The organism is Vallitalea guaymasensis, assembly GCF_018141425.1.
Lineage (GTDB): Bacteria > Bacillota > Clostridia > Lachnospirales > Vallitaleaceae > Vallitalea > Vallitalea guaymasensis.
This window is the reverse complement of record NZ_CP058561.1, coordinates 2702797-2729683: the sequence shown is the minus strand read 5'-3', so window position 1 is coordinate 2729683 and position 26887 is coordinate 2702797. Positions and strand designations below refer to the sequence as shown.

At 30.9% G+C, this 26887-nt stretch carries 20 protein-coding genes and 1 tRNA gene; 9 read left to right on the top strand and 12 right to left on the bottom strand.

Annotation, left to right across the window (positions count from 1 at the left end):
* Nucleotides 1–81 precede the first annotated feature (81 nt).
* From mfd to purR, 9 genes are all read right to left on the bottom strand, one after another.
* The gene (gene mfd, locus HYG85_RS12050) at nt 82–3597 is read right to left on the bottom strand and encodes a transcription-repair coupling factor (protein WP_212693611.1); all 3516 of its coding nucleotides are present in this window, start codon (nt 3595–3597) and stop codon (nt 82–84) included.
* Between the two features lie 128 nt (nt 3598–3725).
* Entirely contained in the window at nt 3726–4526 is an 801-nt protein-coding gene (locus tag HYG85_RS12045) for a class D sortase (RefSeq protein ID WP_212693610.1), read from the bottom strand.
* Nucleotides 4526–5110, bottom strand: a complete 585-nt coding sequence (gene pth / locus HYG85_RS12040; RefSeq protein WP_113673177.1) for an aminoacyl-tRNA hydrolase — start codon at nt 5108–5110, stop codon at nt 4526–4528. Before pth ends, HYG85_RS12045 begins: the two co-directional genes overlap by 1 nt.
* Before the next feature lie 97 nt (nt 5111–5207).
* A complete protein-coding gene (locus tag HYG85_RS12035; protein WP_113673176.1) occupies nt 5208–6173 on the bottom strand; it encodes a ribose-phosphate diphosphokinase in 966 nt (321 codons plus the stop codon).
* Between the two features lie 79 nt (nt 6174–6252).
* Nucleotides 6253–7614 carry a bifunctional UDP-N-acetylglucosamine diphosphorylase/glucosamine-1-phosphate N-acetyltransferase GlmU gene (gene glmU, locus HYG85_RS12030; RefSeq protein ID WP_212693609.1) on the bottom strand — a complete coding sequence of 454 codons (1362 nt, stop codon included), beginning with the start codon at nt 7612–7614 and terminating at the stop codon, nt 6253–6255.
* 203 nt (nt 7615–7817) lie between these two features.
* On the bottom strand, nt 7818–8120 hold the full coding sequence (gene spoVG, locus HYG85_RS12025) for a septation regulator SpoVG (RefSeq protein ID WP_113673174.1): 303 nt from the start codon (nt 8118–8120) through the stop codon (nt 7818–7820).
* A 162-nt stretch (nt 8121–8282) separates the two neighbouring features.
* Entirely contained in the window at nt 8283–9404 is a 1122-nt protein-coding gene (gene glgD / locus HYG85_RS12020) for a glucose-1-phosphate adenylyltransferase subunit GlgD (RefSeq protein WP_212693608.1), read from the bottom strand.
* Nucleotides 9404–10678 (bottom strand): glucose-1-phosphate adenylyltransferase, encoded by a 1275-nt coding sequence (locus tag HYG85_RS12015; RefSeq protein ID WP_212693607.1) that lies wholly within the window; start codon nt 10676–10678, stop codon nt 9404–9406. Before HYG85_RS12015 ends, glgD begins: the two co-directional genes overlap by 1 nt.
* 332 nt (nt 10679–11010) lie before the next feature.
* Nucleotides 11011–11838, bottom strand: a complete 828-nt coding sequence (purR, locus tag HYG85_RS12010) for a pur operon repressor (protein ID WP_242986428.1) — start codon at nt 11836–11838, stop codon at nt 11011–11013.
* Between the two features lie 504 nt (nt 11839–12342).
* Between purR and murC the strand changes: the two genes are divergently transcribed.
* The 4 genes from murC to HYG85_RS11990 all read left to right on the top strand — a co-directional run bounded on the left by murC (nt 12343) and on the right by HYG85_RS11990 (nt 16442).
* Nucleotides 12343–13722, top strand: coding sequence for a UDP-N-acetylmuramate--L-alanine ligase (gene murC / locus HYG85_RS12005; protein WP_212693606.1), 1380 nt, complete (start codon nt 12343–12345; stop codon nt 13720–13722).
* 429 nt (nt 13723–14151) lie between these two features.
* Nucleotides 14152–15228 carry a DnaD domain protein gene (locus HYG85_RS12000; RefSeq protein ID WP_212693605.1) on the top strand — a complete coding sequence of 359 codons (1077 nt, stop codon included), beginning with the start codon at nt 14152–14154 and terminating at the stop codon, nt 15226–15228.
* A gap of 47 nt (nt 15229–15275) precedes the next feature.
* Complete coding sequence (locus tag HYG85_RS11995) at nt 15276–16265, top strand: ATP-binding protein (RefSeq protein WP_212693604.1); 990 nt, start codon at nt 15276–15278, stop codon at nt 16263–16265.
* A gap of 103 nt (nt 16266–16368) precedes the next feature.
* Nucleotides 16369–16442 (top strand) — tRNA-Arg (locus HYG85_RS11990).
* 26 nt (nt 16443–16468) lie between these two features.
* On the opposite strand, the gene HYG85_RS11985 is transcribed toward HYG85_RS11990, so the two are convergent.
* Nucleotides 16469–16678: a hypothetical protein gene (locus HYG85_RS11985; protein WP_212693603.1), complete on the bottom strand. Its 210-nt coding sequence runs from the start codon at nt 16676–16678 to the stop codon at nt 16469–16471.
* A 267-nt stretch (nt 16679–16945) separates the two neighbouring features.
* Here HYG85_RS11985 and HYG85_RS11980 point away from each other — a divergent pair, with 267 nt between their 5' ends.
* Nucleotides 16946–17278, top strand: a complete 333-nt coding sequence (locus tag HYG85_RS11980) for a helix-turn-helix domain-containing protein (protein WP_212693602.1) — start codon at nt 16946–16948, stop codon at nt 17276–17278.
* A 191-nt stretch (nt 17279–17469) separates the two neighbouring features.
* On the opposite strand, the gene HYG85_RS11975 is transcribed toward HYG85_RS11980, so the two are convergent.
* Together HYG85_RS11975 and HYG85_RS11970 are read right to left on the bottom strand one after the other, a co-directional pair.
* Nucleotides 17470–17871: a PBECR3 domain-containing polyvalent protein gene (locus tag HYG85_RS11975; protein ID WP_212693601.1), complete on the bottom strand. Its 402-nt coding sequence runs from the start codon at nt 17869–17871 to the stop codon at nt 17470–17472.
* 294 nt (nt 17872–18165) lie between these two features.
* Complete coding sequence (locus tag HYG85_RS11970; RefSeq protein ID WP_212693600.1) at nt 18166–20418, bottom strand: helix-turn-helix domain-containing protein; 2253 nt, start codon at nt 20416–20418, stop codon at nt 18166–18168.
* Between the two features lie 277 nt (nt 20419–20695).
* Here HYG85_RS11970 and HYG85_RS11965 point away from each other — a divergent pair, with 277 nt between their 5' ends.
* From HYG85_RS11965 to HYG85_RS11950, 4 genes are all read left to right on the top strand, one after another.
* Nucleotides 20696–21658 (top strand): ABC transporter permease, encoded by a 963-nt coding sequence (locus HYG85_RS11965; protein WP_212693599.1) that lies wholly within the window; start codon nt 20696–20698, stop codon nt 21656–21658.
* Nucleotides 21659–21677: 19 nt separating this feature from the next.
* Nucleotides 21678–22568, top strand: coding sequence for a carbohydrate ABC transporter permease (locus HYG85_RS11960; protein WP_212693598.1), 891 nt, complete (start codon nt 21678–21680; stop codon nt 22566–22568).
* A 46-nt stretch (nt 22569–22614) separates the two neighbouring features.
* Nucleotides 22615–24234, top strand: a complete 1620-nt coding sequence (locus HYG85_RS11955; RefSeq protein ID WP_212693597.1) for an extracellular solute-binding protein — start codon at nt 22615–22617, stop codon at nt 24232–24234.
* 78 nt (nt 24235–24312) lie between these two features.
* Complete coding sequence (locus tag HYG85_RS11950; protein ID WP_212693596.1) at nt 24313–26832, top strand: family 20 glycosylhydrolase; 2520 nt, start codon at nt 24313–24315, stop codon at nt 26830–26832.
* Nucleotides 26833–26887: the final 55 nt, after the last annotated feature.

Below are 26887 nucleotides of genomic sequence, written 5' to 3'. Positions count from 1 at the left end.
CAGTCAGCAACTTATATCATGTGGACATAGAAGTTACTAATTGTTCCCTAATTATATGTCTATCTTCATTATAGTTTAAACCTATGAATCCTTCAAATCTTTTATGTCTTGTAACACATTCTTAATATGTCTGAAAAATTGTTTTTTATCGACTCTGCTAATCTTATACGTAAAATATGGTGCTTTATTAATTGTAAAAAATAATTGATTTCGATATTTATTTAACAGCTCAGGTATTTTGTCAGGATTAATCCTAGCATCTTTTCTAGCTTCAAACTTGATGTTTTCACCTTTTTGCTCAATGTTCACGATATCAGCTTTATTGGCAACAGCTTTCATGATAGCTATATCCAATAGATTGACAACTGATTTTGGAAGGTCACCATATCTATCTTCAAGCTCTTCCTGCACATCATAATAATCTTTTTCGTCTTCTATGCTAGCAATCTTTTTATAAGCACCAAGCTTTCTTATTTCATCTTTGATATAAGTAGATGGAATGAAAGCATCAACATTCAATTCAACAGATGTTTCAAAACGTTCCTCTACTTTGTCATCACTGACTTCATGGATTGCTTCTTCTAATAGTTTACAATACAAATCATAACCAACTGATTCCATATGACCATGTTGTCTTGCTCCAAGAAGATTACCTGCTCCTCTGATTTCAAGGTCTCTCATGGCTATTTTGAAACCTGACCCAAACTCGGTAAATTCTTTTATGGCTTGTAATCTTTTTTCAGCTGTTTCTTGTAATATCTTATCTTTTTTGTACAATAAGTAAGCATATGCAACCCTGTTAGACCTTCCAACCCTACCTCTTAACTGATAAAGCTGGGACAAGCCTAATCTATCTGCATCCTGAATGATTATTGTATTGGTATTTTGAATATCAAGACCTGTTTCAATTATTGTTGTACAGACAAGTATATCAATATCACCATTAATATACTCAAACATGATATTTTCGAGTTCCCGTTCATTCATCTGTCCATGAGCAAATGCCACATTAGCTTCTGGTACCATCTTACTTATCCAGTCTGCTACTTCATCAATCTTTTTGACTCTATTGTAAACATAATATATCTGCCCGCCTCTTGACAATTCTCTATATATAGCATCTTTAATCAATTCTTCATTATGCTCAAGCACATAAGTCTGAATAGGATGTCTCTCTTCTGGCGGCTCTTCGAGCACACTCATATCCCTTATACCTATGAGACTCATATGAAGAGTTCTTGGTATAGGGGTTGCTGTTAGTGTTAATACATCTATATCTTGTTTTACTTTCTTGATTTTCTCTTTATGTGCTACTCCAAATCTCTGTTCCTCATCTATAATAAGTAATCCCAGGTCTTTGAATACAACATCTTTTGATATTATCCTATGAGTACCTATAAGTATGTCAACCAAGCCTTTTTTGGTATCATCTATTATCTTTTTCTGTTCTTTCTGACTTTTGAATCTTGATAACATCTCTACTCTTACAGGAAAATCTTTCATCCTTTGGACAAAGTTATTATAATGCTGCTGAGCTAATATGGTAGTAGGCACTAGATAAGCTACCTGTTTATCGTCTTGAACTGACTTGAATGCAGCCCTTATAGCTACTTCTGTCTTTCCATAGCCTACATCACCACAGATTAGTCTATCCATAATTTTTCTGCTTTCCATATCATTTTTGGTTTCTTCAATAGCTATCAACTGGTCATCTGTTTCTTCATATGGAAACATCTCTTCAAATTCTTTTTGCCAAACAGTATCCGTTGTGAACTCATAACCTTCTTTAGCTTGTCTTTTAGCGTATAAACCAACCAAATCTTTTGCAAGGTCTTCTACTATACCTTTAACACGGCTTTTGGTTTTCTTCCATTCACTAGTCCCTAATTTGTTTAGTTTTGGTTTCTTACCTTCTGAACCAATATATTTTTGGATAACATCCAATTGACTGGTTGATATATATAAGTTTCCTTCGTCTCTATAGGATATCTTGATATAATCTTTACTAATCCCATCAATCTCTATTTTTTCAGTTCCTCTGAAAATACCTATTCCATAATTTTCATGAACAATATAATCTCCGACTTTTAGCTCAGTGAAGCTCTCTATTTTACTTCCCTTGAACTTTTTCTTTTTAGTCTTTTTCCTTTTCTTGCTTTTACCTACTAGATCAGTCTCTGATATTATGACAAACTTAATAAGAGGATATTCAAACCCTTTGTGTAAGCTACCATAACTAACTGCAACTTTTCCTTTTGGAATCTCTGCATCCAATTTTGATAAATAGAAGGCATCTATTCCTCTATCTTTCAACTCATAAGATAGTCTTTCAGCTCTGGTCTTAGAGCCTGTAAGCAATAATGTCCTATATCTGTTATTACTCCAATACTTTAGATCCTTTTCCAAGACCTCCATACTTTTGTGATATGGATTAATTGATTTCACAGAAAAATTAACGTTGAATTTATAATTAAATCTATCTATTTTCTGCTGTAGTGTGCTCAATAAAACACATGTATAGTCTTCGAATTTTAATAATAATTCATCTATGGTTCTGAGTATTTCCGTTTGACCTTTCAATAAATAGCCTTTTTCAAATCTATTAATTATACTTTCATTGAATTCTTTTTTAGTGCTTTCCCATTTTTCATTTATTCTTGCTGGTTCATCAATATATAATAAGGTTTCTTTAGGGAAATAGTCCACAAAGGATACTGTCTCATCATAAAAATATTCAATGTATCCTTCAATACCATTAAATGTTTTTTGACTGGTAATTTTGTCCATCAAAATAGAGGTAGATTGTTTTATTCTATCTACTTCGTCTTGTTTGTTATTGGCTTCGAATGTCTTAATTAACTGGTCTCTGTCTTTTTTTATCTTATCTATTGCTTTTGCTATCTTCTCTTTGTCTACAATAACTTCTCTTGCAGGGTATATCTCTATTTCATCAACTTTGTCTATTGACCTTTGACTCTCAATGTTCATAGACCTTATGGAATCTATTTCTTCGTCCCATAACTCAATTCTATAGGCATTCTTTTCTGTAGGTGGAAATATGTCAATTATTCCGCCTCTAATAGCGAACTGTCCTTTACTTTCTACTTGAGATACTCTTTCATATCCCATGAACATAAACTTCTCACTTATCTCAGTAAGATTCCATACATCCCCTACTTTACTTTTTATTATACTGGATTCAAAAATAGACTTACCTATTAATTTATCCATCAACGCATCTATTGATAGTATGACTGTATATCCTCTGCTGTCATATAATTTCTTTATTATATTTATACGTTGCTCGATAATGTCATTACTATGTACGTCAGCACTATAAAATATAATATCTTTTGCAGGATACAGAAAAACATTGTCGTTGCTAAAAAACTTCATGTCCTCGTAAATTTCTCTAGCTCTAAGTTCGTTATACGTAATAATAAGTTTGTTTCTGTTTTCACCTAGAGCATGCATTAGATGACATTTCTCTGAGTCTATAGCTCCTGTCAGATATATTGGAGATACTTTTTTATTAATTTTTTCAAGGGCATTATTAAAAGCCTCTAAATCTCTTAAAGGTTGTACTAGTGTTTTCAAATCATCACATCCTGATTTTTCCTATATTAAGAATGTACAAAAGTAAATATATTATATTATATACCAATTATTATATAATATTTCTAGGCAATTTTAAACAATTATATATTCTTATAGTAGTATTTTGCTTAGTTATCAATCATCCCATGTATAATCAATCTATGAGTAGCACCAATAACAGGATCACATGTAATCAATGTGATGACTTTTGATTTGCTGCTACCTCTCATAACTGATACATCATCTGGTTCAACTATTTTCTTGTCGTAAACTGTATAGATGAATTCCTTTTCCTTAGTGACTATATTAATTTTATCTCCTTGTTCTAATTCATTAAGCCTATTAAAGAACACTCCATAAGTATGGCTTCTATGACCAGCTAATACTGAATTTCCAATCTCACCAAATTTTCCACTCTCTGGCATATATCCTATAGCATATTTCAAGGTTTCATGGTCAATACCATTAGCTATTGGCAGATGAACTCCTATTTTATCAATCTTAATTATGGCTATTGCTTTAGGTTTTGGCTTAGGCTTAGGTGTATCCTTCTTTTTCTCTGGTTCCGTATTTTCTACATCAGATTCTGGTGTGATATCATTAGAGCCATCATTAGCATTACTATCGGTGTCATCCACATTAGTTTCTTCAGTAACCTCATCACTATCATTCAAATATTGTTCATTTACTTCAATAGGTTTTATACTATCTTGATTTTCATTTTTGTCTCCCCAGCTGAATATATCGTTCAAAACCATATTGTTCTGTCTTGAAATATCTAATTCCTCTTCATTCTGAGGCTGGAAATCACTGTAGAATTCTTCTAACATGGTTTCTTGCAATCTGTGGGTTCTATATTTACCAATTAGCGGTAAAGCTATAAGTACAACACCTGTAATAATTAACAATAATGATATTACTCTTCTCATTAATCACATTCCTCTCGTTTAATCTTAACATTATATACATTCATAGCTTTATCTATACCTTTTATTACTATATCTTCTATGGCATCACTGGCTCTTTTTATTTCTTCAACCATGTTCTTTATTTCTTCATCATTGAACCTGCTTAATACATGGTCTTTTAGATCCCATTCAGGGCATTTGGCTCCGACACCTACTCTTACTCTTATGAATTCATTAGTACCTATGTGTCTAATAATATTTTTCATACCATTATGTCCACCGGCACTTCCTTTTTTTCGTATCCTTATTGTTCCTATTTCAAAGCAGATATCATCGTAGACAACTATTAAATCTTTTTCAGTACATTTATAAAAATCCATAATAGGTCTTATGCTTTCTCCGCTTAGATTCATATATGTTTGAGGCTGTACCAGAACGACTTTTTCTCCACCTATAACACCGCTTCCTAGTACAGCATTGAATTTTTTCTTATTCAATTTGATATTATTTTCATATGCCAATCTTTCTATGACTTCAAACCCGACATTATGTCTTGTTGCCGTGAATCTCATGCCTGGGTTACCTAATCCAGCAATTATATACATTTGTAATCACCTTTCTAATTTATTTACTAAAAGCCCTAGTATATACTAGGGCTTTAACATAATCAAATTACCATATTTTCATACAATAGTCAATTTTTTAACCGAATAATTTTGAAACAGATTTGTTGCAATGGATTCTATGTATAGCTTCTGCTAGAATCTGAGCAACGGATAATTGTTTAATCTTATCGATTTTCTTTTCTTCTGGAAGAGCAATTGTGTCAAGTACAACTAATTCTTTTATGTCTGATTTTTGAATTCTTTCTATTGCAGGTCCTGATAATACTGCGTGAGTACAACATGCATACACTTCTTGGGCACCTTGTTCTTTTAATGCACTAGCTGCATTACATATTGTTCCAGCTGTATCAATCATATCATCAACTAGAATAACTTTTTTACCATTAATATTACCAATTATATTCATAACTTCTGAAACATTTGCTTCTGGTCTTCTCTTATCAATAATAGCCATTGGAATGTCTAATTTTTCTGCGAAAGAACGAGTTCTTTTAACACTTCCGATATCTGGTGATACCATTGCAATGTTATCCATATCATCAGCAAATTTTTCTTTGTAATATTTTAATAGTAGTGGAGCACCTAACATATGGTCCACAGGCATTGTAAAGAATCCTTGAATCTGAGCACAGTGTAAGTCCATAACCAATACTCTATCTGCACCTGCTGCTTGTATTAGATCAGCTATCAATCTTGCACTAATTGGGTCCCTGGCTCTTGTCTTTCTGTCTTGTCTCGCATAACCATAATAAGGAATTACTGCAGTAATCCTGCCTGCTGAAGCTCTTCTTAGAGCATCAATCATAATTAATAGTTCCATTAAATTGTCATTTACAGGGCTTGATGTAGGTTGAACAATGTAACAATCTACACCACGAACAATTTCGTCAATCTTCACATACGTTTCACCGTCACTAAACTGGCCAACATCAGCTGCTCCTAAAGTTAATCCTAAATCAGCTGCGATCGCCTCTGCTAATTGGGGATTAGCACTACATGAGAAAATCTTAATGCCGTCATTGTTCCTAATTGTACTTGTCATATGAATCCTCCTATAATATTTTTAAAACATAAGGAAACCATTTCTAAATTTCTAGATAGAAACAATTTCCTTATATAGATTACCGTTTTTTTCTTACCCAATCTTGTATGTTAACTTGTCTAGCTCTTCCTATTCCTAATGAGTATTCTGGTACATCTTTCGTTATTGTAGAACCCGCTGCTGTATATGCGTTATTATTAACTTTGACTGGCGATACTAGATTAGTATTACAACCAATGAAAGCATTATCTTCTATGACTGTTCTATTTTTATTGACACCATCATAATTAACTACTACTGTTCCACATCCGAAATTAACATTTTTTCCAACGTCTGCATCACCAATATACGTCAAATGAGCTACTTTAGTATTATCTCCAACACTCGAATTTTTAATTTCAACAAAATCACCTATTTTTACATTAGAACCGATATGGGAATTAGGTCTAATATAAGCATATGGTCCAACATTGGTATTATCGCTTATACTACTATCAAGTATCGTTGATGATTCAACATTTATGTTATTACCAATATTTGAATTTACAATTTTACTATTAGATCCAATAATACAATTATTTCCTATTATAGTTTTTCCTTCTATAAAAGAATTAGGGTATATTATAGTATCAGAATTAATACAAGCATCTTTACTTATATAAGTGCATAATGGATTAATTATGGTTACTCCATTATCCATATGCTTATAGTTAATTCTTTGTTGCATAATCTGTCCTGCCTGGTATAATTGAACTCTTGAATTAACTCCTAATATATCTTCAGAGATATCACTGATCATAGCATTAACATTCAAATGCTTAGCCATAATAGTCTTAAGAGTATCCGGTAGATAATATTCCCCTTGGGCATTATCATTAGTCAGATAATCAAGAGCATTGTTAAGTTCCTTTGCATCGAAACAATACATACCCGAATTAATTTCTTTTACTATTTTTTCTTTTTCTGTTGCATCTTTATGTTCTATACTTTTTATAAAAGTATTGGATTCGTCTCTGATGATTCTACCATAACCAGTAGGATCTTCTACTATAGTAGATAGAAGTGTTGCAGCATTGTTATGCCTGATATGGTAATCTACCATCTTAGCTAGTGTATCTCCAGTAATTAATGGTGTATCTCCAAATAATATAAGTACATTTCCTTCATCACCAATGAAATCTTTAGCCATCATTACAGCATGACCAGTTCCTAATTGTTCTTCTTGCAAAACAAATTCTACATTATACGAGATTTCTTTTTTAACTATTTCACTTTCGTGTCCAACGACTACTACGATATCCTCAGCTCCAGCTTCCATAGCTGCTTCAATAACATAATCAAGCATTGTTTTGCCTAGTATTTTATGTATAACCTTTGGTAATTCTGATTTCATTCTTGTACCTGCACCAGCTGCCAATATAACTGCTTTTAATCTACTCATCTTATACACCACCTTTGGTTTATTAACCCTAATCATTTTACACCACTTACTAAATATATGCAAGTTAAATAACTTACAAATTAATATATTAAAATTTCCAGTTTCCTGTTACTTTTACTAAGCAAAAATGTAAAAAATAGACAAATAAGAAAAGTATATTTTTGCATACAAAAAGGCACTTCATAATGAAGTGCCCTGAAGAATCATTCCTCAAACGATACTGCTATCTCATCAGCTGTATCATCGTTTGTAAGTACTAGAGTTTCATATTTTTCTAATACGCATTTCTGAATTTTTTCTCTAGTTTCAGAATTAATTGGATGAGCTATATCTCTAAACTCACCATCGAGTGCCTTTCTACTAGGCATAGCTATAAATAATCCTTTTTCTCCTTCAATCACTTTGATATCATGAACTACAAATTCATTATCAAAAGTAACTGATACTACTGCTTTCATTTTCCCATCTTTCGCAACCTTACGTATTCTCACATCTGTAATTTGCATGTGTTAACCCCTTTCCGTAACTTGTTGTTAAGGGGAAGAATCCCCCTCCACCTTACACACATATTTTTGCTTTAGTGATAACTCACAATAATTATATTACATATTTCAGAAAAGTTCAATGTTTTTTTGTATAATTACAGCTTTTTTAATTATTTATCTGAACTACATATATATGCATTCTCTATTTACAACAATTTTGATATTTCCTTTTCTATCTTTATACGTACAATTATCGCCTATAACAGTATCCGTATTAACTATAGAATTCTCGATGCAACAATTATTGCCTATATAGGCTCCATCTAGTATAATAGAGTTATTAATGGAAGTATTTTTACCAATGAAAACTTTTCTAAAAAGTATCGAATTATTTACTTTGCCATTTATTATACATCCCCCTGATATCAGACTATTGCTTATCACTGAACCAGAATTATATTTTGCTGGTGGTTCATCCTGCACTTTGGAAGAAATGTATGGAAAATTACCAAAAAAATATTTTCTATTACTTTTATCTAAAAAATCCATATTACAATTATAATATGATTCAATATTTGCAATACTATTAAAATATTCATTATGCATATATGCATATATTTTTTTCTTCTTTCTATACCTGATAATGATATCATTAACTATATCATATCTTTCTCCAGATAATATCTCTTCAATCAACTCAATCAACAACCGTCTTCTGACTACATAAATGCCTGTGGATATGACTGTTCCCTGCGGTTCTAGAGGTTTCTCTTCAAAATCAATTATTCTGTTTTCATCATCCTTCAAAACTATTCCAAACCTTCTTAAATCCTCATTTGTATTTTTCATATCTTTACATACTATGGTTATATCTGCCCTTTTGTCCACATGGTACTCAAGTATCTTGTTATAGTCTACTTTGCATATTACATTTCCAGAGGAAATAATTGCATAAGGTTCATGACTATCTTTCAGATAATCCAGATTTTGATAGATCGCATCTGCTGTTCCTCTATACCAAAAATTACTTTTTTGAGACCTATTTGGACTAAAAATAAATAATCCTCCTTGTTTCCTCCCAAAATCCCACCATTTGGAAGAACTTAAATGTTCTATAAGAGGACGAGAATTATATTGAGTTATAACCGCTACCTTTTTGATTCCGGAGTTAGTCATATTACTTAAGGAAAAGTCTATTGCCCTATAACAACCAGCAATAGGCATAGCAGCTAATATTCTATTGTCAGTAAGCTCATGAAGCTTTTCATTTTTTCCACCTGTAAGAATAATTCCAATAGCTCGCATTAATCCACCTCTTCCTTAATTATCGACTTACCACTCATCAAAATTTTATCCTGAAAGTCATCAATTTCCAATTTTCCATAGACAGCACAGTTTTTTCCTATGGTAATATTATCAGGTATACATGTTCTTTCACCCACTACAGAAATACCAGAGTTATAGAGTTCTGGATAATCTATGCTCTTAACATCTTCTCCTATACCCATCCTTACATTATTTCCTATGATTGACTCTTCTGAGAGGATGCTCTTATAAATCTTACAATTATCACCGATTGCTGTATTACTCATTATTATAGAATCTTTTATTACAGTATTTTTGCCTATACTAACATTGGACCCTATGACCGAATTATATATATTACCCTCTATCTCTGTGCCTTCACCAATGATACAGGTTTCAATACACGCATCTTTAGAAATATATTGAGGCGGCTGTATCTCATTTTTAGTATAGATTTTCCAGTAAGCCTCATATAGATTGAAATCTGGAATAAGATTAATCAATTCCATATTGGCTTCCCAATAAGCTTGAAGTGTCCCTACATCCTTCCAGAATCCTTGAAACTTATACGCAAATAGATTACCCCCATTACCTAATATAAAAGGAATAACATGTTTTCCAAAATCATTCTTTGGATACATACTATTAGTCTTTGCCAAAGCTTCTTTTAATACTTTCCAATTAAAAATATAGATTCCCATTGAAGCCAAGTTATTCTTAGGAACTTTTGGCTTTTCATCAAATTCTATTATCTTATTGGTTTCATCTGTATTCATAATGCCAAATCTATGAGCTTCTTCTATAGGCACTTCAAATACTGCTATAGTAGCATCTGCTTTCTTCTTGATATGATAATTCAACATCTTCTCGTAATCCATCTTATAGATATGATCACCCGATAAAATAAGTACATATTCTGGCGAATAGTTATTAATAAAATCTATATTCTGAAAAACTGCATTAGCTGTTCCCGAATACCACTCCCCTGTTTTTTTCTTCACAAAAGGTGGCAAAATACTGACCCCTCCATAATTTTTGTCTAGGTCCCAAGGTATACCAATCCCTATATGGTTATTCAATCTTAATGGCTGATATTGAGTCAAGACTCCAACAGTATCTATTCCTGAATTAATACAATTACTAAGAGTAAAATCAATAATCCTATATTTGCCCCCAAATGCTATAGCTGGTTTTGCCACATGTGTTGTTAATATTCCCAACCTGCTGCCTTGACCACCAGCAAGAAGCATAGCTATAATATTTTTTCTCTTCACTACTTACCTCCTAACATAGACATACTCTATTTTTTTTCACTATTATATTAATACCACTTTTGTTCCAAGTTTATTACAGGAAATTAATAATTTTTACTTCCACCTCTTAATCAACCATTAGATTAATAAAATACTGCTTCTTCCAGTTCAAAAGTAGCAATATACAAAAAAACCATATATAGTGGTAATCCACAACTTTTACTGCTTGTTGTCATCCCTTAAAAACAGCTAAAAACAACAAACGTAATTAGAGTGTATTACACTATATATGGTTTAAATATACAACCGTTATCTTTTTTACTTAAATCTCCTATCAACATTCTTCAATTATATTAGTTAACATTATTATTCTTTTTCCTGTATATATTGATCTTTTCATCTTTTTCATCAATACCATCGAATTCCAACAAAGAATAATAATCCTTTATCAACTTATCTTCAGGTTCTTTCGTAGACATAACCACTGCTATCCCCATTACTTCCGCCTCAAATTCTTTCATCAAATCAGTTATACCTTTTGCAGTACCTCCTGCTTTCATGAAATCATCTACAAACAATACTTTAGCCCCTTTTGGTATAGAACGCTTAGCCAAAGCCATAGTATTAATCCTTCTTGAAGAACCAGCTATATAATTCATCTGGATAGTAGTCCCTTCTGTAAGCCTAGCCGATTTCCTAACAACAATCATTGGTATGTTAAGAATATTAGCAGTCATGATTGCTAGTGGAATACCTTTGGTTTCTATAGTTACTACATAATCTATTTTTTTATCCAGATATGGTGAAGCCAATGACTTAGCAATTTTCTGTAAGATATTAGGGTCATAGAATATATCATTCATATACACATATCCGCCAGGAATGATTCGTTTCTTATCATTTATCAATTCACATAATTCATTGCATATATTCTCTATTTGTTCATCAGTAAGCTTAGGATTGTAGAAAATACCTCCAGCAGCACCAGGAATGGATTTGATCTCACCTAATTCAAAATTCTTAAAAACTTCTTCTATTACATCAATATCTTCACTTAAAGTTGATTTAGCATAACTAAGAATCTCCACGAAACTATTTAATGTAAAAATCTTGTTGGGATTCTCTACCAACATCTTTGTAATCACTGCAATTCTATCTGTTCTACTCACTTTTTTACCCACAAAAAATTCTCCTTATCTCTTCGTATTTTAGCTTAATTAAATTGTATGTAAATCTTTTTTAGGTAATTTAAGCAATACTTACTCTATTGCTACTCAACACTTGTCTCATATTTATTATTATACCACAAAAATCAGAGAATCCATCCATTTTACCATTTTTTTATATTTCTCTTTTAAAAGTTAACTCATATAGTTATAATATTAAATAAGTGAATAAATTTCTTACCCATTGATTAATACAGGCATGTAAAATCCTTAATATTTTGTGCCGATTATATAATTAATTTTATATACTATATATTAGATAAGATTTTATCACTGCAACAGAACAAATTTGCTATGCTTTGTTACACATAGCGGTTTTATAGAAAAACAGTAACCCAGTAACGTTATTCTCCTAGAGAATATATCTTCCCATAAAAAAGCTACAACTTTTTTGTGGAATAAATATAATAGAAAATAAAAATTTCCTAATATAATAATAAAAATGAGGAGTGTTCAGTAATGTATACAATCGATTTTAATAAGCCATTAAATGTTCATTTTATAGGTATTGGCGGCATAAGTATGAGTGGTTTAGCAGAAATTCTTCATCAAAAAGAATTTAAGATAACTGGTTCTGATATAAAAACAACTCAAACAACAAAAAAACTGGAAGCACTTGGTATGAACGTATTTTTAGGGCATAGAGCTTCCAACATTTCTGATGATACTGAATTAGTAATATATACAGCAGCTGTAAAAGAAGATAATGTAGAATATATGACTGCAGTGGAAAAAGGTATTCCATTAATAGGTAGAGCTGAATTACTTGGACAGATTATGAAAACATATAAGTATCCAATTGCAGTATCTGGTACTCATGGAAAAACTACGACTACTTCAATGGTATCCCATATCCTTCTTCAAGGACAGAAAGATCCTACTATATCAATAGGCGGTATACTCAATGTGATAGATGGAAATATTCGTGTTGGTGATTCTGACTATTTCGTTACCGAATCCTGTGAATACTGTGATAGCTTTTTGAGGTTTAATCCTTTTATTTCTATCATACTTAATATAGAAGAAGATCACCTTGATTATTTTAAGGATATTAACCATATAAGACATTCTTTCAAATCTTTTGCTGATAAATTACCAGATGATGGTTATTTAATCATAAATGGGGATATAGATAATTACGAAGAAATAATATCTGACCTAGATTGTAATATCATTACTTACGGAAAAAGCAAAGATAATGATTATTATGCTGAAAATATACAATATAATGAGTATGGTTATCCAATGTATGACCTTATGTACAATGGTAAAAAAATAGAAGAAATCAATTTACAGGTCAACGGTATACACAATGTATATAATTCCTTAGCTGCCATTGCTGCTTGTAATTGCCTTAACGTTGATATTATTGACATGAAACAAGGTCTAATGAATTTTACAGGAACAAATAGGAGATTTGAATATAAAGGAAATATAAGGGGAGTTAATGTTATAGATGATTACGCTCATCATCCAACTGAAATATCAGCAACACTATCAGCTGCAACAAAATACCCTCATAACAAATTATGGGTTGTATTTCAACCACATACCTATTCAAGAACAAAAGCTTTCTTGAAGAACTTCGCTTATTCATTAAGTTCTGCTGATAATATTATATTGACAGACATTTATTCGGATAGAGAAAAAAATACTGGCGAAATTCATTCCAAGGACTTATTATCTGAACTTACTAAACTTGGAAAGCAAGCCTTTTATTTCTCTTCTTTTGACGAAATAGAGACTTTTTTACTCCAGAATTGTTATCCAAATGACCTGTTGATAACTATGGGAGCAGGAGACGTGAGAATTATAGGGGAAGAACTAATTAAGGGATAGTTGTCCACATTATCCACAATGTTGTCAACAGGAAAGCTGTGGTTAGTTAATAGCAAAATGGTTTACATAATATTGGCTAGTTAACTCAAAATTATTTTTTCAACACTTGATTTTTAGATATTATTACAGAATTTTAACATATGTTAATAAGTTATGTAAAACTTTATCCACACTATCCACAAAGTTATCAACAGGTAAATGTTAATGTTTTGTTAAACAATATACTCCAAATGTTAAAAAAACTATTACTTTCAACATTTTAACAGTAAATTTTCTGACATAATATAGAGTTTTCTGAAAACATTATTTACCACACAAATATAATTTTTTATGTTATACTAAGAGCGATTTATATATTAATAAACCTTATTAAGTTAAATAACCAAAGCTTAGTTTACATAAAATGTTGTCGGAAGGAAGATTTGTTTTATGAGTATGATTACTATTTATCCACAAAATATTAATCAATTTACCTTGATACCAAATAAATTCATTGATAAATTCTTATCAAACTCTAATGGAGATTTTGTGAGAGTGTACTTATTGATTATCAGATATGCTTCAAAAAATATACAATCACTGTCAATGTTAGATGTAGCTGATAAACTTCGTCTAACTGAAACAGATGTCATGAGAGCTATTCAGTATTGGGAATCAGCCGATGTCATGACAATAGAATATGATGATAAGAAAGTTATTAGGTCAATAAAATTCAATGACCTTACCAATATAGATACTGTAGATGCTATTGTGGATACACAGAAAGAAACTGCTGCTACAACAAAACAGTTAGATGCTAGAATCAATATCTCATCAAAACCTCAATATAAAATTGATGAGATTACATCTTTTATGAGCAGACAAAATTATAAGCAACTGATTTACATAACTCAGAAGTATCTTGGGAAAATGTTGACTCAACAAGACATCAACACTTTAATAGGATTCAATGATTGGCTGGGACTCCCTTTTGAGGTTATTGAACTTCTTATAGAATATTGTGTTTCCAATAACCACAGAAATATGAGTTATATTGAAAAAGTAGCAATCAACTGGGCAGATGAAGGTATCAATACAATTGCGAAAGCAGAAAATAGAATTGAGACTTTTAATAATAGTTATTTTAAAATCATGAAATCCCTTGGTATTGGTGATAGGAATCCTACTCCAAAACAAATTACATATATGAAAAAATGGTTAAATGAATATAATCTTTCTATAGAAATTATTATAGAGGCATGTAATAGGACCATGGAAACAATTCATCAGCCTCAGTTCAGTTATATTGATGCTATAATCAACAACTGGCATAAGAACAATGTAAAAACTCTTAAAAACGTTAATGAGCTTGATGAAAAACACCAATCAAAATCTAGTACCAAGAAAACTGACAGTACTAAGAACCAATCTAAGTTTATTAATTATGACCAACGTACATATAATTTTGATGAGTTAGAGAAAAAAGCTATGGAACTACTTATTAAAGAAACCGATGGAAGCTACTAATAAAGCACTACTTAAATCGTTATTAAAAGAAAGGAAGAGCTAATATTATGAATCTAAAACGTTCTCAATATAAGTTGATCATGCAGAATTACGAAAAGAAACAACTTAATATCAAGCATGAAATTACTAAAAGAAAAGAAGAAATCTACAATAGAATACCTCTTATAAAAGTTTTAGATGATGAGATAGCTTCTAATAGTGTTAATACTACATATTATATTATTGAGCATCCAGATGAGGCAGAAAAAAAGATTGAAGACCTCCAAGAAAGTAATTTCATTCTTTCAGGAAAGAAAATACGTTTATTGCTGGATCATGGATATCCAGAAGATTATCTTCAACCAAAATATGATTGCAATCTCTGTAAAGATACAGGTTATATTGGTAATGAAAAATGTATTTGCCTGAAGCAAGCCATGATTGATATTGCTTATGAACAATCCAACATCAAAAATATTATTGAAGAAGAGAATTTCAGTACATTTTCTTTCAACTATTATTCAGATAAGATTGATTCAAGATTCAACTTGTCACCATTAGAAAATATACGTAAAATATATGGAAAATGCAAAAAATTCGTTAATCACTTTGATAGTGAATTTACAAATATCATTTTGTTTGGACAAGCTGGTCTTGGTAAGACTTTTTTATGTAATTGTATTGCAAAAGCTTTGCTGGATAGTTCTCATACAGTAATTTATTTGACATCCTTTGGACTTTTTAAGTTGTTTGAGGATTATAAGTTCAATAATGGTGATGAAAAAGTTCCTGAAGAACAGATTGAGTCAATTTTTGATTGTGATTTGCTAATAATCGATGACCTTGGAACTGAATTCAATAATCGTTTTACAGGAGTTGAGCTATTCAATTGCCTCAATACAAGATTATTGAATAAGAAATCAACATTGATATCCACCAACTTATCACCAACTGACTGGTCCAAGCAATATTCTGACAGGATTGTATCACGTATATTTGGTAACTATGAACCCCTAAAAATATTTGGTTCGGATATAAGATTAAAGAAATATCAATAGAGTTAATAATACATAGGGCTGTTATATACAATATACATATTGACTATTGTGATTTTAGTGATATAATAGGTTAGGTAAAAAACTTAATAGTGATTTACAATACGCACGTGTGGCTCAATTGGATAGAGCATCTGACTTCGGATCAGAGGGTTGTGGGTTCGAGTCCTACCACGTGCGTTATAAATTGGGTAAAATACTTTTATCTATTCTTCATAACTAATATTTTTCAATATTTTATTAATGTATTTATAATCTAGATGTCTTAGTAGCTGTATACTTAGAATAAGATATTTTTTATCCTCAGGAGTAATAAATGGATCATCAAAGTAAACTTTAATTTTTGCTATAAAGTCATTACAACATTCCACAAATTCTATTATTTTTTCAAGTTCTTCTACTGAATCTGGTTCCATAATTAATCACTCCTAAATTATAATTGTTTATTACTCTCTTTTAAAAACAGTTATTTAAAATGTCTGATTTTTACCCATGACAATATTATCACGTCATAATATTTATTTGAAGTGACTAATTAGAATGGTTTTATTAAATAATTATATATGCTATAATACAGGTATTAATTCGTTTTTTAGTGATTATATTTACATTATACTCTTTTTACAGAGTATGTCAATAGTTTTTTTCGATTTTTAGAGTTTTTGAGAAAGGAGATCTAATACTTGAATACTATAGGCAACAGATTAAGATATTTTAGAAAAGCTAATAAGTTGACTTTAAAAGCAATACATGAAGCAACTGGAATTTCAACAGGAAATTTAAGTGACATTGAAAATAATAAAGTAATACCATCAGGAAAAACCTTGTTAACTCTAAAAAACGAATATAATTTGTCAGCAGATTGGCTTTTAAGTGGTTCAACCGTTAATAACAATATAAGAAATGATGAAAAAGAAGTACTACTAAATTATAATAAATTAGATTATATCAACAGAAAATTAGCTATTAGCGAATTAAAACACATGTATGAAGTTCAGGAACTAAAAAAAGAATAATAAAAAAACACCTCTAATTATAGAAATGTTTATTATCTAAGATAAGTTATTTGGTAGGGAGGCGTATCCTACATCTCTTTTCAGACCTATAAAAAATATAGGCGTGGCAGCTGCCTGTTCTGCCCTCAAATAACTTATCATCATATCATATGTAATAGTTAGTTTTATTATACATATAATCTCATCTTATGTCAATACCTTTTTAAACTACCACTTCTTATATACTTTTCTAGCTTATCAGTAGTAATTGTAAATATTGTTTTCACCCATAAGACACCCTTAGGTTTAATCCTTACTGCAACTACTAATGTTTTGTCTAAAATTTTTATATACTCAATACTTTTTTTATTTGGATGCATTCCTATATAATCTGGATTAGCAATTATATCAGGTGCTAATTCTATACACCTTTTATATTCTTCATCATCTTTAAATTCATTTTTGTGTTTAAGAGTATATCTTATTTTATCTTCACCTATAATTATATCTGTTTCATCTATATGCAACTTTAACAGGTCAATAGTTTTTTTATTTAGTTTTCCAATTATATAAGCTTTTTTATCTAGTTTATCTATATCAAATCTCTCTATCATAGTTGTTTCTCCAAGAATATATCTAGTTTATTATCTGCTTTTATATATTATATCATAATATTACAAAAAACTCACTTGTATACTTATAAATTATATAAAAACAATAGAATTTTATAGCCAACTAATTATTATTAATACTTAAAATTGCTTAATTTCTACAAAGCAACATATAAAACAATATTATGTTTTTATTGCTCTAAAAATAAATATATGTTCATAAAGTGATTTTCCTTACATAGCTAACTTCCAATCAAAAGGTTATTTTTCTAAAACCTTCCTATATTTAAAGGGTCATCAATTTTTATAATCTTTCCTATACCTACCTGGTGTAGTCCCTATCAGCTGTTTAAACCTTCTAATAAAACTCGTCACATTATAATACCCCACTTCTTCTGCTATCTGATTAATTGTCATTTTGGTCGAAATCAATAATTCCTTAGCCTTATCTATCTTCAATGATGTTGTATAGTCTTGTATGGTCAGATTTGTATGGTTTTTAAAAAATTGACTTAAGTATGGAACTGACATATTGAATTTTTGGGCTATACTCTTAACTGAAAAATCGCAGGATGAATAATTCTCTTTAACATAGTTGACTACTTGATTCGCTAATTCAGAAGTAAACATTTCCTGATTATCATTTATGTAAGAACAAACATTGATGCACACCCTCTTAATAATCTTCGTAAGATGGTCAACTGTCTCAAATTCGCTTAAAGAAAAGACATGAGGCAGTCTTTTAAAAGGAACAGCATACTCTTTATTAATATCATTCATTGTTTTAGTTACTGAATTAATAAGTTCATAACATAATCTTTTTACTATAAAAAGGGGTGGATTATTATCCTTAATATATGAGAGTATGTTAACAAGTATTTGGTCTACTTGCTCTGTATTTCCCTGCTTGATTGCAACACTCAATTTGTTAAGGTCATTAGGAGGCTTTACAAATTTTGAGGAGTCTATCACTATCTCGTTGTAATAGATAATCTGATCATTACCTTTTACAAATCTATAATCTATAGCTGTACAAGCTTCCAGATATGAATTGGGCATTTGATTTAGTTCAGTATAACTATTCCCTACACCTATTGTAATTATTAGGTCGTGTTCCTTAAAAAAATCTTGTATGGATAATAGCTTTCTCTGAAGAATCTCAATATCACTGTCATCTGAAGCAAGTAAAAAAATAACATTATTCTCATCAATAAGTTCTCTTCCAAAAGCTTCAAAAGGATTATTTAATAAAATATGTAATTGCTCAATAATATATATCTTCTTTTCTTTTGTATTTAATCCATTCAACTTAAACAAAATTGCTCTATAACAAGATTTTGTTAATGAAAGGTTTATTCTCTCACCTTTTTTATTAAAATCTTCGTTACTATCAATTTGTCCTTTGAACAAACAAAATAATAAGTAATCTTTTGCTGCAGATGTATTATCTTTAATAGTACTACTAAGTTGATTATTTTCACTGGTAAGTGTGTCCATAGTACTACGTAATATCTCTATTGCATTCATACCTTGTTTTTCTGGTTTAATAAGATTTACTGCGTAATTCTTTAATTGTTTTATAGGTGTGTAGTTTATATGCATCGTATAGTAAATGACAATGATCCCAACAGCCAATATAATTACCAGGCTATAGAAAATACGGTATTTGGTATGCTTGACTTTACCCATAACTTTATCAATAGGAACCATACTTACATATTTAAAATCGGTTTGTGATGATTTAACATAGGTTAAGAAATATTTTTCATCGTCTAAGGTGACAGTTTCAGTATAATGATTAGCTGTAATCCCCTTCAAATATGATGTAAAATCATTACTTCTTAGATATGGACTATCTTTCAGACATGTTACTATATTGTTATTACCATCTAGGATAAATGAATTCCCTCTATAAGTGTTAATCGTATCTTTTAGGACACTCTGAAATGATTCTTCAGGTATCATGAAAATAATTGTACCCTCAATTGAAGTATTCCTATTAAGAGGATATAGAAGTGTTATATATTTTTTCAAGTGATCCTTGTTGTAAATGACATTCTCTGAGGGTCGCAGTTGTGTTTGTTTCAATTCGACTATATCTTCATACATATCTTCCACAGACCAATCAGTATAATTGTAGATAGCTTTAAACATAGGAAAAGTATAAGAACTTGTGGATGAAAATAAATACTCATCCCCATGGTAGTATATAAAAATATTGTCAATATCCTTATTGGTAGTAACATAATGACACAGAGTATTTCTTATGGTATCAGCTTTAATCCAATGATAATGCATCTCATAAGATTTCAGTTTTGGAACAAGATTGATTTGGTTACTGATTTTTTCTATTTGTGTAAGATTCCCATCTATGACATACTGCACTTTTGATAAATTGTTCAAGTTATTAGTGATAATCTCTTCTGTTAATATATTTACGAAATTACTGTAAACCATAGCTCCTATTATTATTAATGGAATAAACAATATACCAACGTAGGATATTAAATAATTTACAAATAAACGTGTAGGTTTTACTCTTATTTTCAAATAGAACACACCTTTCAAAGTCGTATAATGTTATAAACGGTATAGTCATTATACTATAGTTCAAGCAAAAAAGTAGACTATTATTAACAATTGAATACATATAAACAATTGTATATATTTTAGACCTCAATTCAACTATATATTAATTGTAAAATTTAATCTAATATCATTTATACCAATAAAAATTATTAATTGCATAACATAAAACTAATGTATATATACAAAAGCTAATTTGTACTTTATGATTATTTCATACTAAAAAAAGGGAGGCCAAATAATGGAAATATCAACATCCCACAAAGTAAGTTCAATCCCAAAATATAAAAGATATAGCAAAAACCGTTTTCTCAAGGTAATTAAAAAAGATTATCAGCTATACCTATTGATAATACCTACTGTTGTATATCTTATTATATTTAACTATATTCCAATGTATGGGGTTCAAATTGCATTTAAAGATTTTGTCGCTCAGAAAGGTATTTTCGGTAGTTCCTGGGTTGGTTTTAAACATTTTGAGAGATTTTTCTCTTCTTATCAATTCATAAAAGTCTTAAAAAACACCTTGGGTCTAAGTCTATATCAATTGGTAGCAGGTTTTCCTATACCTATCATCATGGCATTACTATTGAATCAAACCAGAAATAAGAGATTCAAGAAAGTTGTACAAACAGTAACTTATGCACCACATTTTATATCTGTAGTTGTTTTGACAGGTATGCTTTATATATTCTTATCTCCACGTTCTGGTTTTATCAATAATATTATAGTTGCTCTTGGAGGAAAATCTATATTCTTCATGGCAGAAAACAGCTGGTTCAAAAGTATTTATGTATGGTCTGGAATATGGCAAAATACTGGATGGGGTACAATTATATACCTTGCAGCCTTATCAGGAATTAGTCCAGAATTATACGAAGCGGCTAGAGTTGATGGAGCTAATAAACGCCAAATCATAAAAAATATTGATTTACCATCTATAATGCCAACAGCTATCATATTACTCATTTTAAATATAGGTAAAATAATGAGTGTCGGTTTTCAAAAAGCTTTTTTGATGCAAAATGATCTGAATCTAGCTGCATCTGAGATAATAGCGACTTATACATATAAAATAGGATTATTACAAGCTCAATACAGTTATTCTTCAGCTATTGGATTATTTAATACCATTGTGAATGTAATCCTATTAGTATCAGTTAATAAATTATCCAGAAAAATGACTAATAATAGTCTGTGGTAAAGAAAAGAGGTGGTTTTCCATGAGAAAAATGAAAATATCAAAAGATGATATAATCTTTGATACTATAAATTATATCTTGTTATCATGTATCTTGATAATAGTCCTGTATCCTTTGTACTTTATTGTAATAGCTTCTATATCTGACCCAACAGCTGTAAGTAATGGACAATTGAAGTTTTTACCTATAGATATCACTTTTGAAGGATACAAAAGAATATTTCAGGACAGATTGATTTTATCTGGCTACAAAAACACAATAAAATATACTGTGATAGGAACTACCATAAATATATTTTTGACAATGATGACAGCATATCCATTGTCCCGTAAAGATTTTTCTGGACGAAAAGCATTGATGATATTCTTGATGATCACTATGTATTTCAATGGTGGATTAATACCCACCTATCTTATTGTGAAACATCTGGGGTTAATCAACAATTGGCTTATTATGGTTTTAAAAGGTGCAGTATCTGTTTATAACATAATTATTGCAAGAAGCTTCCTTCAAAGCTCTATTCCAGAAGAATTATATGAAGCTGCGGTGATTGACGGCTGCTCCCATATAAAGTTTTTTACAAGAGTGGTACTACCATTATCAAAAGCCATTATAGCTGTTTTAGTACTGTTTTATGGTATTGTCCATTGGAATGAATTTTTTACTGCTTTAATTTATCTGAGAGATGAAAAATTATATCCTCTTCAACTTATATTGCGTTCAATACTACTTGAAAATCAGATGCAAGATGCAATGATGAATAATATTGATGATATAAATAACCAACAGTATATTGCTGACTTAATCAAATACGGTATGATTATCGTTGCTAGTCTACCTTTATTGGTTTTATACCCATTCCTACAAAAATATTTTGTTAAGGGTGTTATGATAGGGTCTGTTAAAGGTTAGCAGATCTGATTATTTTAACATAAAAAAATAATGGAGATGAGAGCTTATGAAAAAAAAATTAATATCATTCACATTACTAGTGACACTAATATTTACTTTGACATTAACTGGATGTGGTGGAAAAAAAGGAGGTCAAAATGATGTAACAACAGCAACTAACATTGAAGAGAATTTTAATGAAGAGGGTTTACCTATTGTAAATGAGCCAGTTACAATTAAAATGGCTTCATCTAAGAAACCTTATGTGAGACCTTTTGATGAATTAAAGTTTTTTCAAGAGTTAGAAGAAAAAACTAATGTAAAAATCGAATGGGACCTAAGCCCTGGAGAGGGTTGGACAGAAAAGAAGAATCTTATTTTTGCAAGTAATGATTTACCAGATGCATTTTATGGTAGCTGGGTATTAAGTGATGATGAAGTCTTACGATATGGACTACAAGGCTTATTGATTCCATTGGAAGACTTAATAGAAAAACATGCCCCAAATGTTAAGAAAATGTTTGAAGACTATCCTGAATACAAAAAAATGCTGACTGCACCAGATGGACATATCTACTCTTTGCCAAGATTGGATGAGAGCTCACCACTTACAAATGATGTTCTCATGATAAATAAGACCTGGCTTGATAAAGTAGGCAAACCAATACCTACAACTACAGATGAGTTTTATGAAGTATTAAAAGCTTTTAAGGAGCATAACGACCTGAATGGCAATGGAATGGATGATGAAATACCTTTTACTTTCAGAGGTTCACATCATATTTCTGGTATATATTCTTTGATGGGTTCATTTGGTATCTTGGATAATAGCAAAAAAATAGCTGTTGTAAATGATAAGATTGAATTCATAGCAATCAAACCAGAATATAAAGAAGCCGTTAAATATTTCCACAAGCTCTTTACTGAGGAACTAGCTGATGAAGAAGCTTTTACACAGGATGGTAGTGTGTATAGTGCAAAAGTGTCCAGAACGAAATCAGAAGAACAAATAATTGGAGCGCTTACAGGTTGGGGTTTAGTTCAAACTTTTGGTGATAGAAATGAAAATTATGTTGTCATTCCTCCATTAAAAGGACCAAAAGGTCATCAAATGTGGAATAAGCGTGATGGAACTTTCAGTAAATGTTCATTTGTAATTACATCAGCTTGTAAAAATCCTGAGATAGCTATGAGATGGGCTAATGAGCACTATGAATCAGATATAGCCTATCAAGAATACTATGGACTATTTGATGTAGCTATTAAAAAGAATGACGAGGGTAAAATAGAGTTTATTCAACCACCAGAAGGAAAGAACTTAAGTAACTTAAGACATGAACAATCCCCAGGTCAGAATGGTATGCATTTCTTGACAAAAGATATGGTTCAAAATATTAAATACTCTGAAAAGGACATCGAGAAAAAAGAGTGTGATAAAATGTATAAACCATATGTTGTTGATACAAATTATCCACAAATATATATGACTATCGAGGAAAATGAAGAGTTAGCAACTATTAAGACTGATGTTATAAACTATGTTAAAGAAATGACTGCTAAATGGATGATGAATGGCGGTATTGATGAAGAGTGGGATACATATATAAAGAAATTGAAACAAATGAAAATGGAAAAGATGATAACTATATATCAAAACGCTTACGATAGATATATATCATCAAAATAAGTAATAAACCATATCTTAATAAACACTCACTTTGAATTGATGTGAGTGTTTATTATAAATCAAAAAAGGGGTATAAACATGTATATCGGATCATTGAGTAAGCCACAATCAAACGTAAAGATTAAAATTACTTATTATAAAAGAGGAACAACCCATAAAATGCCACCCGATGGCATATTGAATGATTATAATTCCAGTAATGGTCTATTATCAAAACCTGTTTTTTGGAATTGGAATTCCGTATTAGAAACAGGTGTAGATATTCATATGAGTTTTTCCCAAAAATGTTTTATAGACAATGTTTTTATAAAACAAAGCAAGGATTCAGTTATAAAATCTGTTTCCGTATTATATAAAGGGAAGAATGGTAATTATATGAAAGCAGGAAAATACGAACCCAAAACAGATGGTTTTTTGGAGCAAAGAGATATTAATGTATTGGTTGCTTTATCCTGCGATAGTATTATTATACGCTTAGAAAGCTGTCTTAAGAACATTGTACTTGAGGAATTAGATGTATTCGGTTCAACCTTTGATGGAACAGTAATTTATCCTATACCTAATAAGATTGAATACAAATCTGGTAATAAACATATGGCTGTCCCTAAAATAATTATAGCTAATTTGGAAGATGACGATGTATTTTTTGCGGCTAATCTATTGAAAGAAAAAACATCAAAATATTATTCTCTTGTAATGCAAAAAGAATATCATAATAGTAATAACGCTTTTATCATAAGAAAATGTAATCATTCCGTACTAGGGAATATACCATCAGAAAAATATGAAGTTCATAGCAACAATGGTAGTGTAGAAATCCTTGCATCTGACAGAAGTGGATTGATTTATGGAGTCGAAGCTGTTCTTCAAATGATAGATGATGATAAAATTATGGAGTGTCAAGTTACAGACTCTCCTTATATGCCCTTACGTGGGGTTCATTTGGGATTACCTCCTCGTGAAGAAATTCCTTTTTTCTACCGTCTTATTAGATATTTACTGGTACCTATGCATATCAATACCATATTCTTACAAATTACAGCTGGAATGCGTTTTGATAGTCACCCTGAAATCAATGAGGCTTGGAGAAATGCAGTTAAGAAAAGTGATTCTGGTGAATGGCCTAAGTTACATCATAGTGACATGATAGCAGGAGGAAAGGTTCTTGAAAAAACAGAAGTTGCAGATCTAATTGAGTATGCTCGTAGCTATGGAATAGAGGTTATCCCAGAAATACAGTCTCTGAGTCATGTTCAGTATATTACACTTGCACATCCTGAATTAGCTGAAACATCTGGGACACCACAGGAAACTTTAGCTGTTGACAAACGTTCCACAGATCAGCCTCCAAACACTTTCTATCACCACAGCTACTGCCCATCAAATGAAGAATGTTATAAGCTGATTTTTGAATTGATAGATGAAATCATAGAAGTAGTATGTCCAACAAAATATGTACATATGGGGCATGATGAATGCTATCAAATAGGTATTTGCCCAAAATGCAAAAACAAGGAGCCTGCTGATTTATTTGCTATACACGTAAGAAGAATATACGAATACTTGAAAAAAAAGAATCTCAAGATGATGATATGGGGAGATATGCTTCAAAATACTACCCGTTATAAGACTTCTCCTGCAATTGATAAAATACCAAAAGATATTATTCTATTGGACTTCATTTGGTACTTCTCTCTTAATCATGATATTGAGGACCACCTATTAAATCATGGCTTTCAAGTGGCATTTGGTAATCTTTACTCCAGCCATTTTCCCCGTTTTGAAAATCGTATCAGGAAGAAAGGTATAATTGGCGGAGAAATCTCTACATGGTGTCGTCTTGATGAAAAAGTTCTAGGGCAAAAAGGAAAACTATATGACATGATTTATACTGCTAATGCACTTTGGTCGGATAAATATGATTCTAATATGCGTTGCAGTTATGAGAAGATCATCAGCAACCTTATGCCTAAAATTCGCTCTAATCTTCAGAGTGTTATGTCACCCTCTTTAGATAAATCCGTCAAGAGAGAGATTCTTCATTTGCCCACACCTTATAAAAAGCCTTCTCCTGAACTGGTTGAAGCTATTAATTCTGCCCAGCCAATTGTACTAAGAGGAATTACATTTGATACTTCAAATATACAGCAAATACCTCCTGGTAATAAAATAATAATCCGTGAAGTGGGTAATATTGAGAGTATTATATTCTTACATGGCGCATCACAAAGTATCTCAATTGTACCCTCTTCCAGTTTAGAAAAGATAGGATGTTATACTATCAGCTATAGGGATGGTACTTCCCAAGAAATACCTATTGAATATGGTGTATGTATTGCCTCATGGAACAAGCGTGCATTGGAACCAATGAAAATGGAATATTATCGTCATGTAGGATATTCTGGAACTTATTTTGCAGACCCTTATGTTGAAGCCAGAACCCCTAGTGGAGATTATGCCACACTCTACGGTTTTGAATGGATAAATACTTCTCATAAAGAAATTACAAGTATAGAATGTTATACTTGTTCTAATGCAGAATCGGATATTATACTTGCAGGGGCTATAGGTATTAGATGTTCCAAGAAATGTTATTAATGTTTAAAATGGATAACGATATTTGCTTCTTTCTATCGTTATCCATTCCTTTTTA

Bases quoted from the DNA above. Each gene is read 5' to 3' on its own strand.
- HYG85_RS12045 (WP_212693610.1), bottom strand. From the start codon at position 4,526: ATGAGAAGAGTAATATCATTATTGTTAATTATTACAGGTGTTGTACTT.
- pth (WP_113673177.1), bottom strand. From the start codon at position 5,110: ATGTATATAATTGCTGGATTAGGTAACCCAGGCATGAGATTCACGGCA.
- HYG85_RS12035 (WP_113673176.1), bottom strand. From the start codon at position 6,173: ATGACAAGTACAATTAGGAACAATGACGGCATTAAGATTTTCTCATGT.
- glmU (WP_212693609.1), bottom strand. From the start codon at position 7,614: ATGAGTAGATTAAAAGCAGTTATATTGGCAGCTGGTGCAGGTACAAGA.
- spoVG (WP_113673174.1), bottom strand. From the start codon at position 8,120: ATGCAAATTACAGATGTGAGAATACGTAAGGTTGCGAAAGATGGGAAA.
- glgD (WP_212693608.1), bottom strand. From the start codon at position 9,404: ATGCGAGCTATTGGAATTATTCTTACAGGTGGAAAAAATGAAAAGCTT.
- murC (WP_212693606.1), top strand. From the start codon at position 12,343: ATGTATACAATCGATTTTAATAAGCCATTAAATGTTCATTTTATAGGT.
- HYG85_RS12000 (WP_212693605.1), top strand. From the start codon at position 14,152: ATGAGTATGATTACTATTTATCCACAAAATATTAATCAATTTACCTTG.
- HYG85_RS11995 (WP_212693604.1), top strand. From the start codon at position 15,276: ATGAATCTAAAACGTTCTCAATATAAGTTGATCATGCAGAATTACGAA.
- HYG85_RS11985 (WP_212693603.1), bottom strand. From the start codon at position 16,678: ATGGAACCAGATTCAGTAGAAGAACTTGAAAAAATAATAGAATTTGTG.
- HYG85_RS11975 (WP_212693601.1), bottom strand. From the start codon at position 17,871: ATGATAGAGAGATTTGATATAGATAAACTAGATAAAAAAGCTTATATA.
- HYG85_RS11965 (WP_212693599.1), top strand. From the start codon at position 20,696: ATGGAAATATCAACATCCCACAAAGTAAGTTCAATCCCAAAATATAAA.
- HYG85_RS11960 (WP_212693598.1), top strand. From the start codon at position 21,678: ATGAGAAAAATGAAAATATCAAAAGATGATATAATCTTTGATACTATA.
- HYG85_RS11955 (WP_212693597.1), top strand. From the start codon at position 22,615: ATGAAAAAAAAATTAATATCATTCACATTACTAGTGACACTAATATTT.
- HYG85_RS11950 (WP_212693596.1), top strand. From the start codon at position 24,313: ATGTATATCGGATCATTGAGTAAGCCACAATCAAACGTAAAGATTAAA.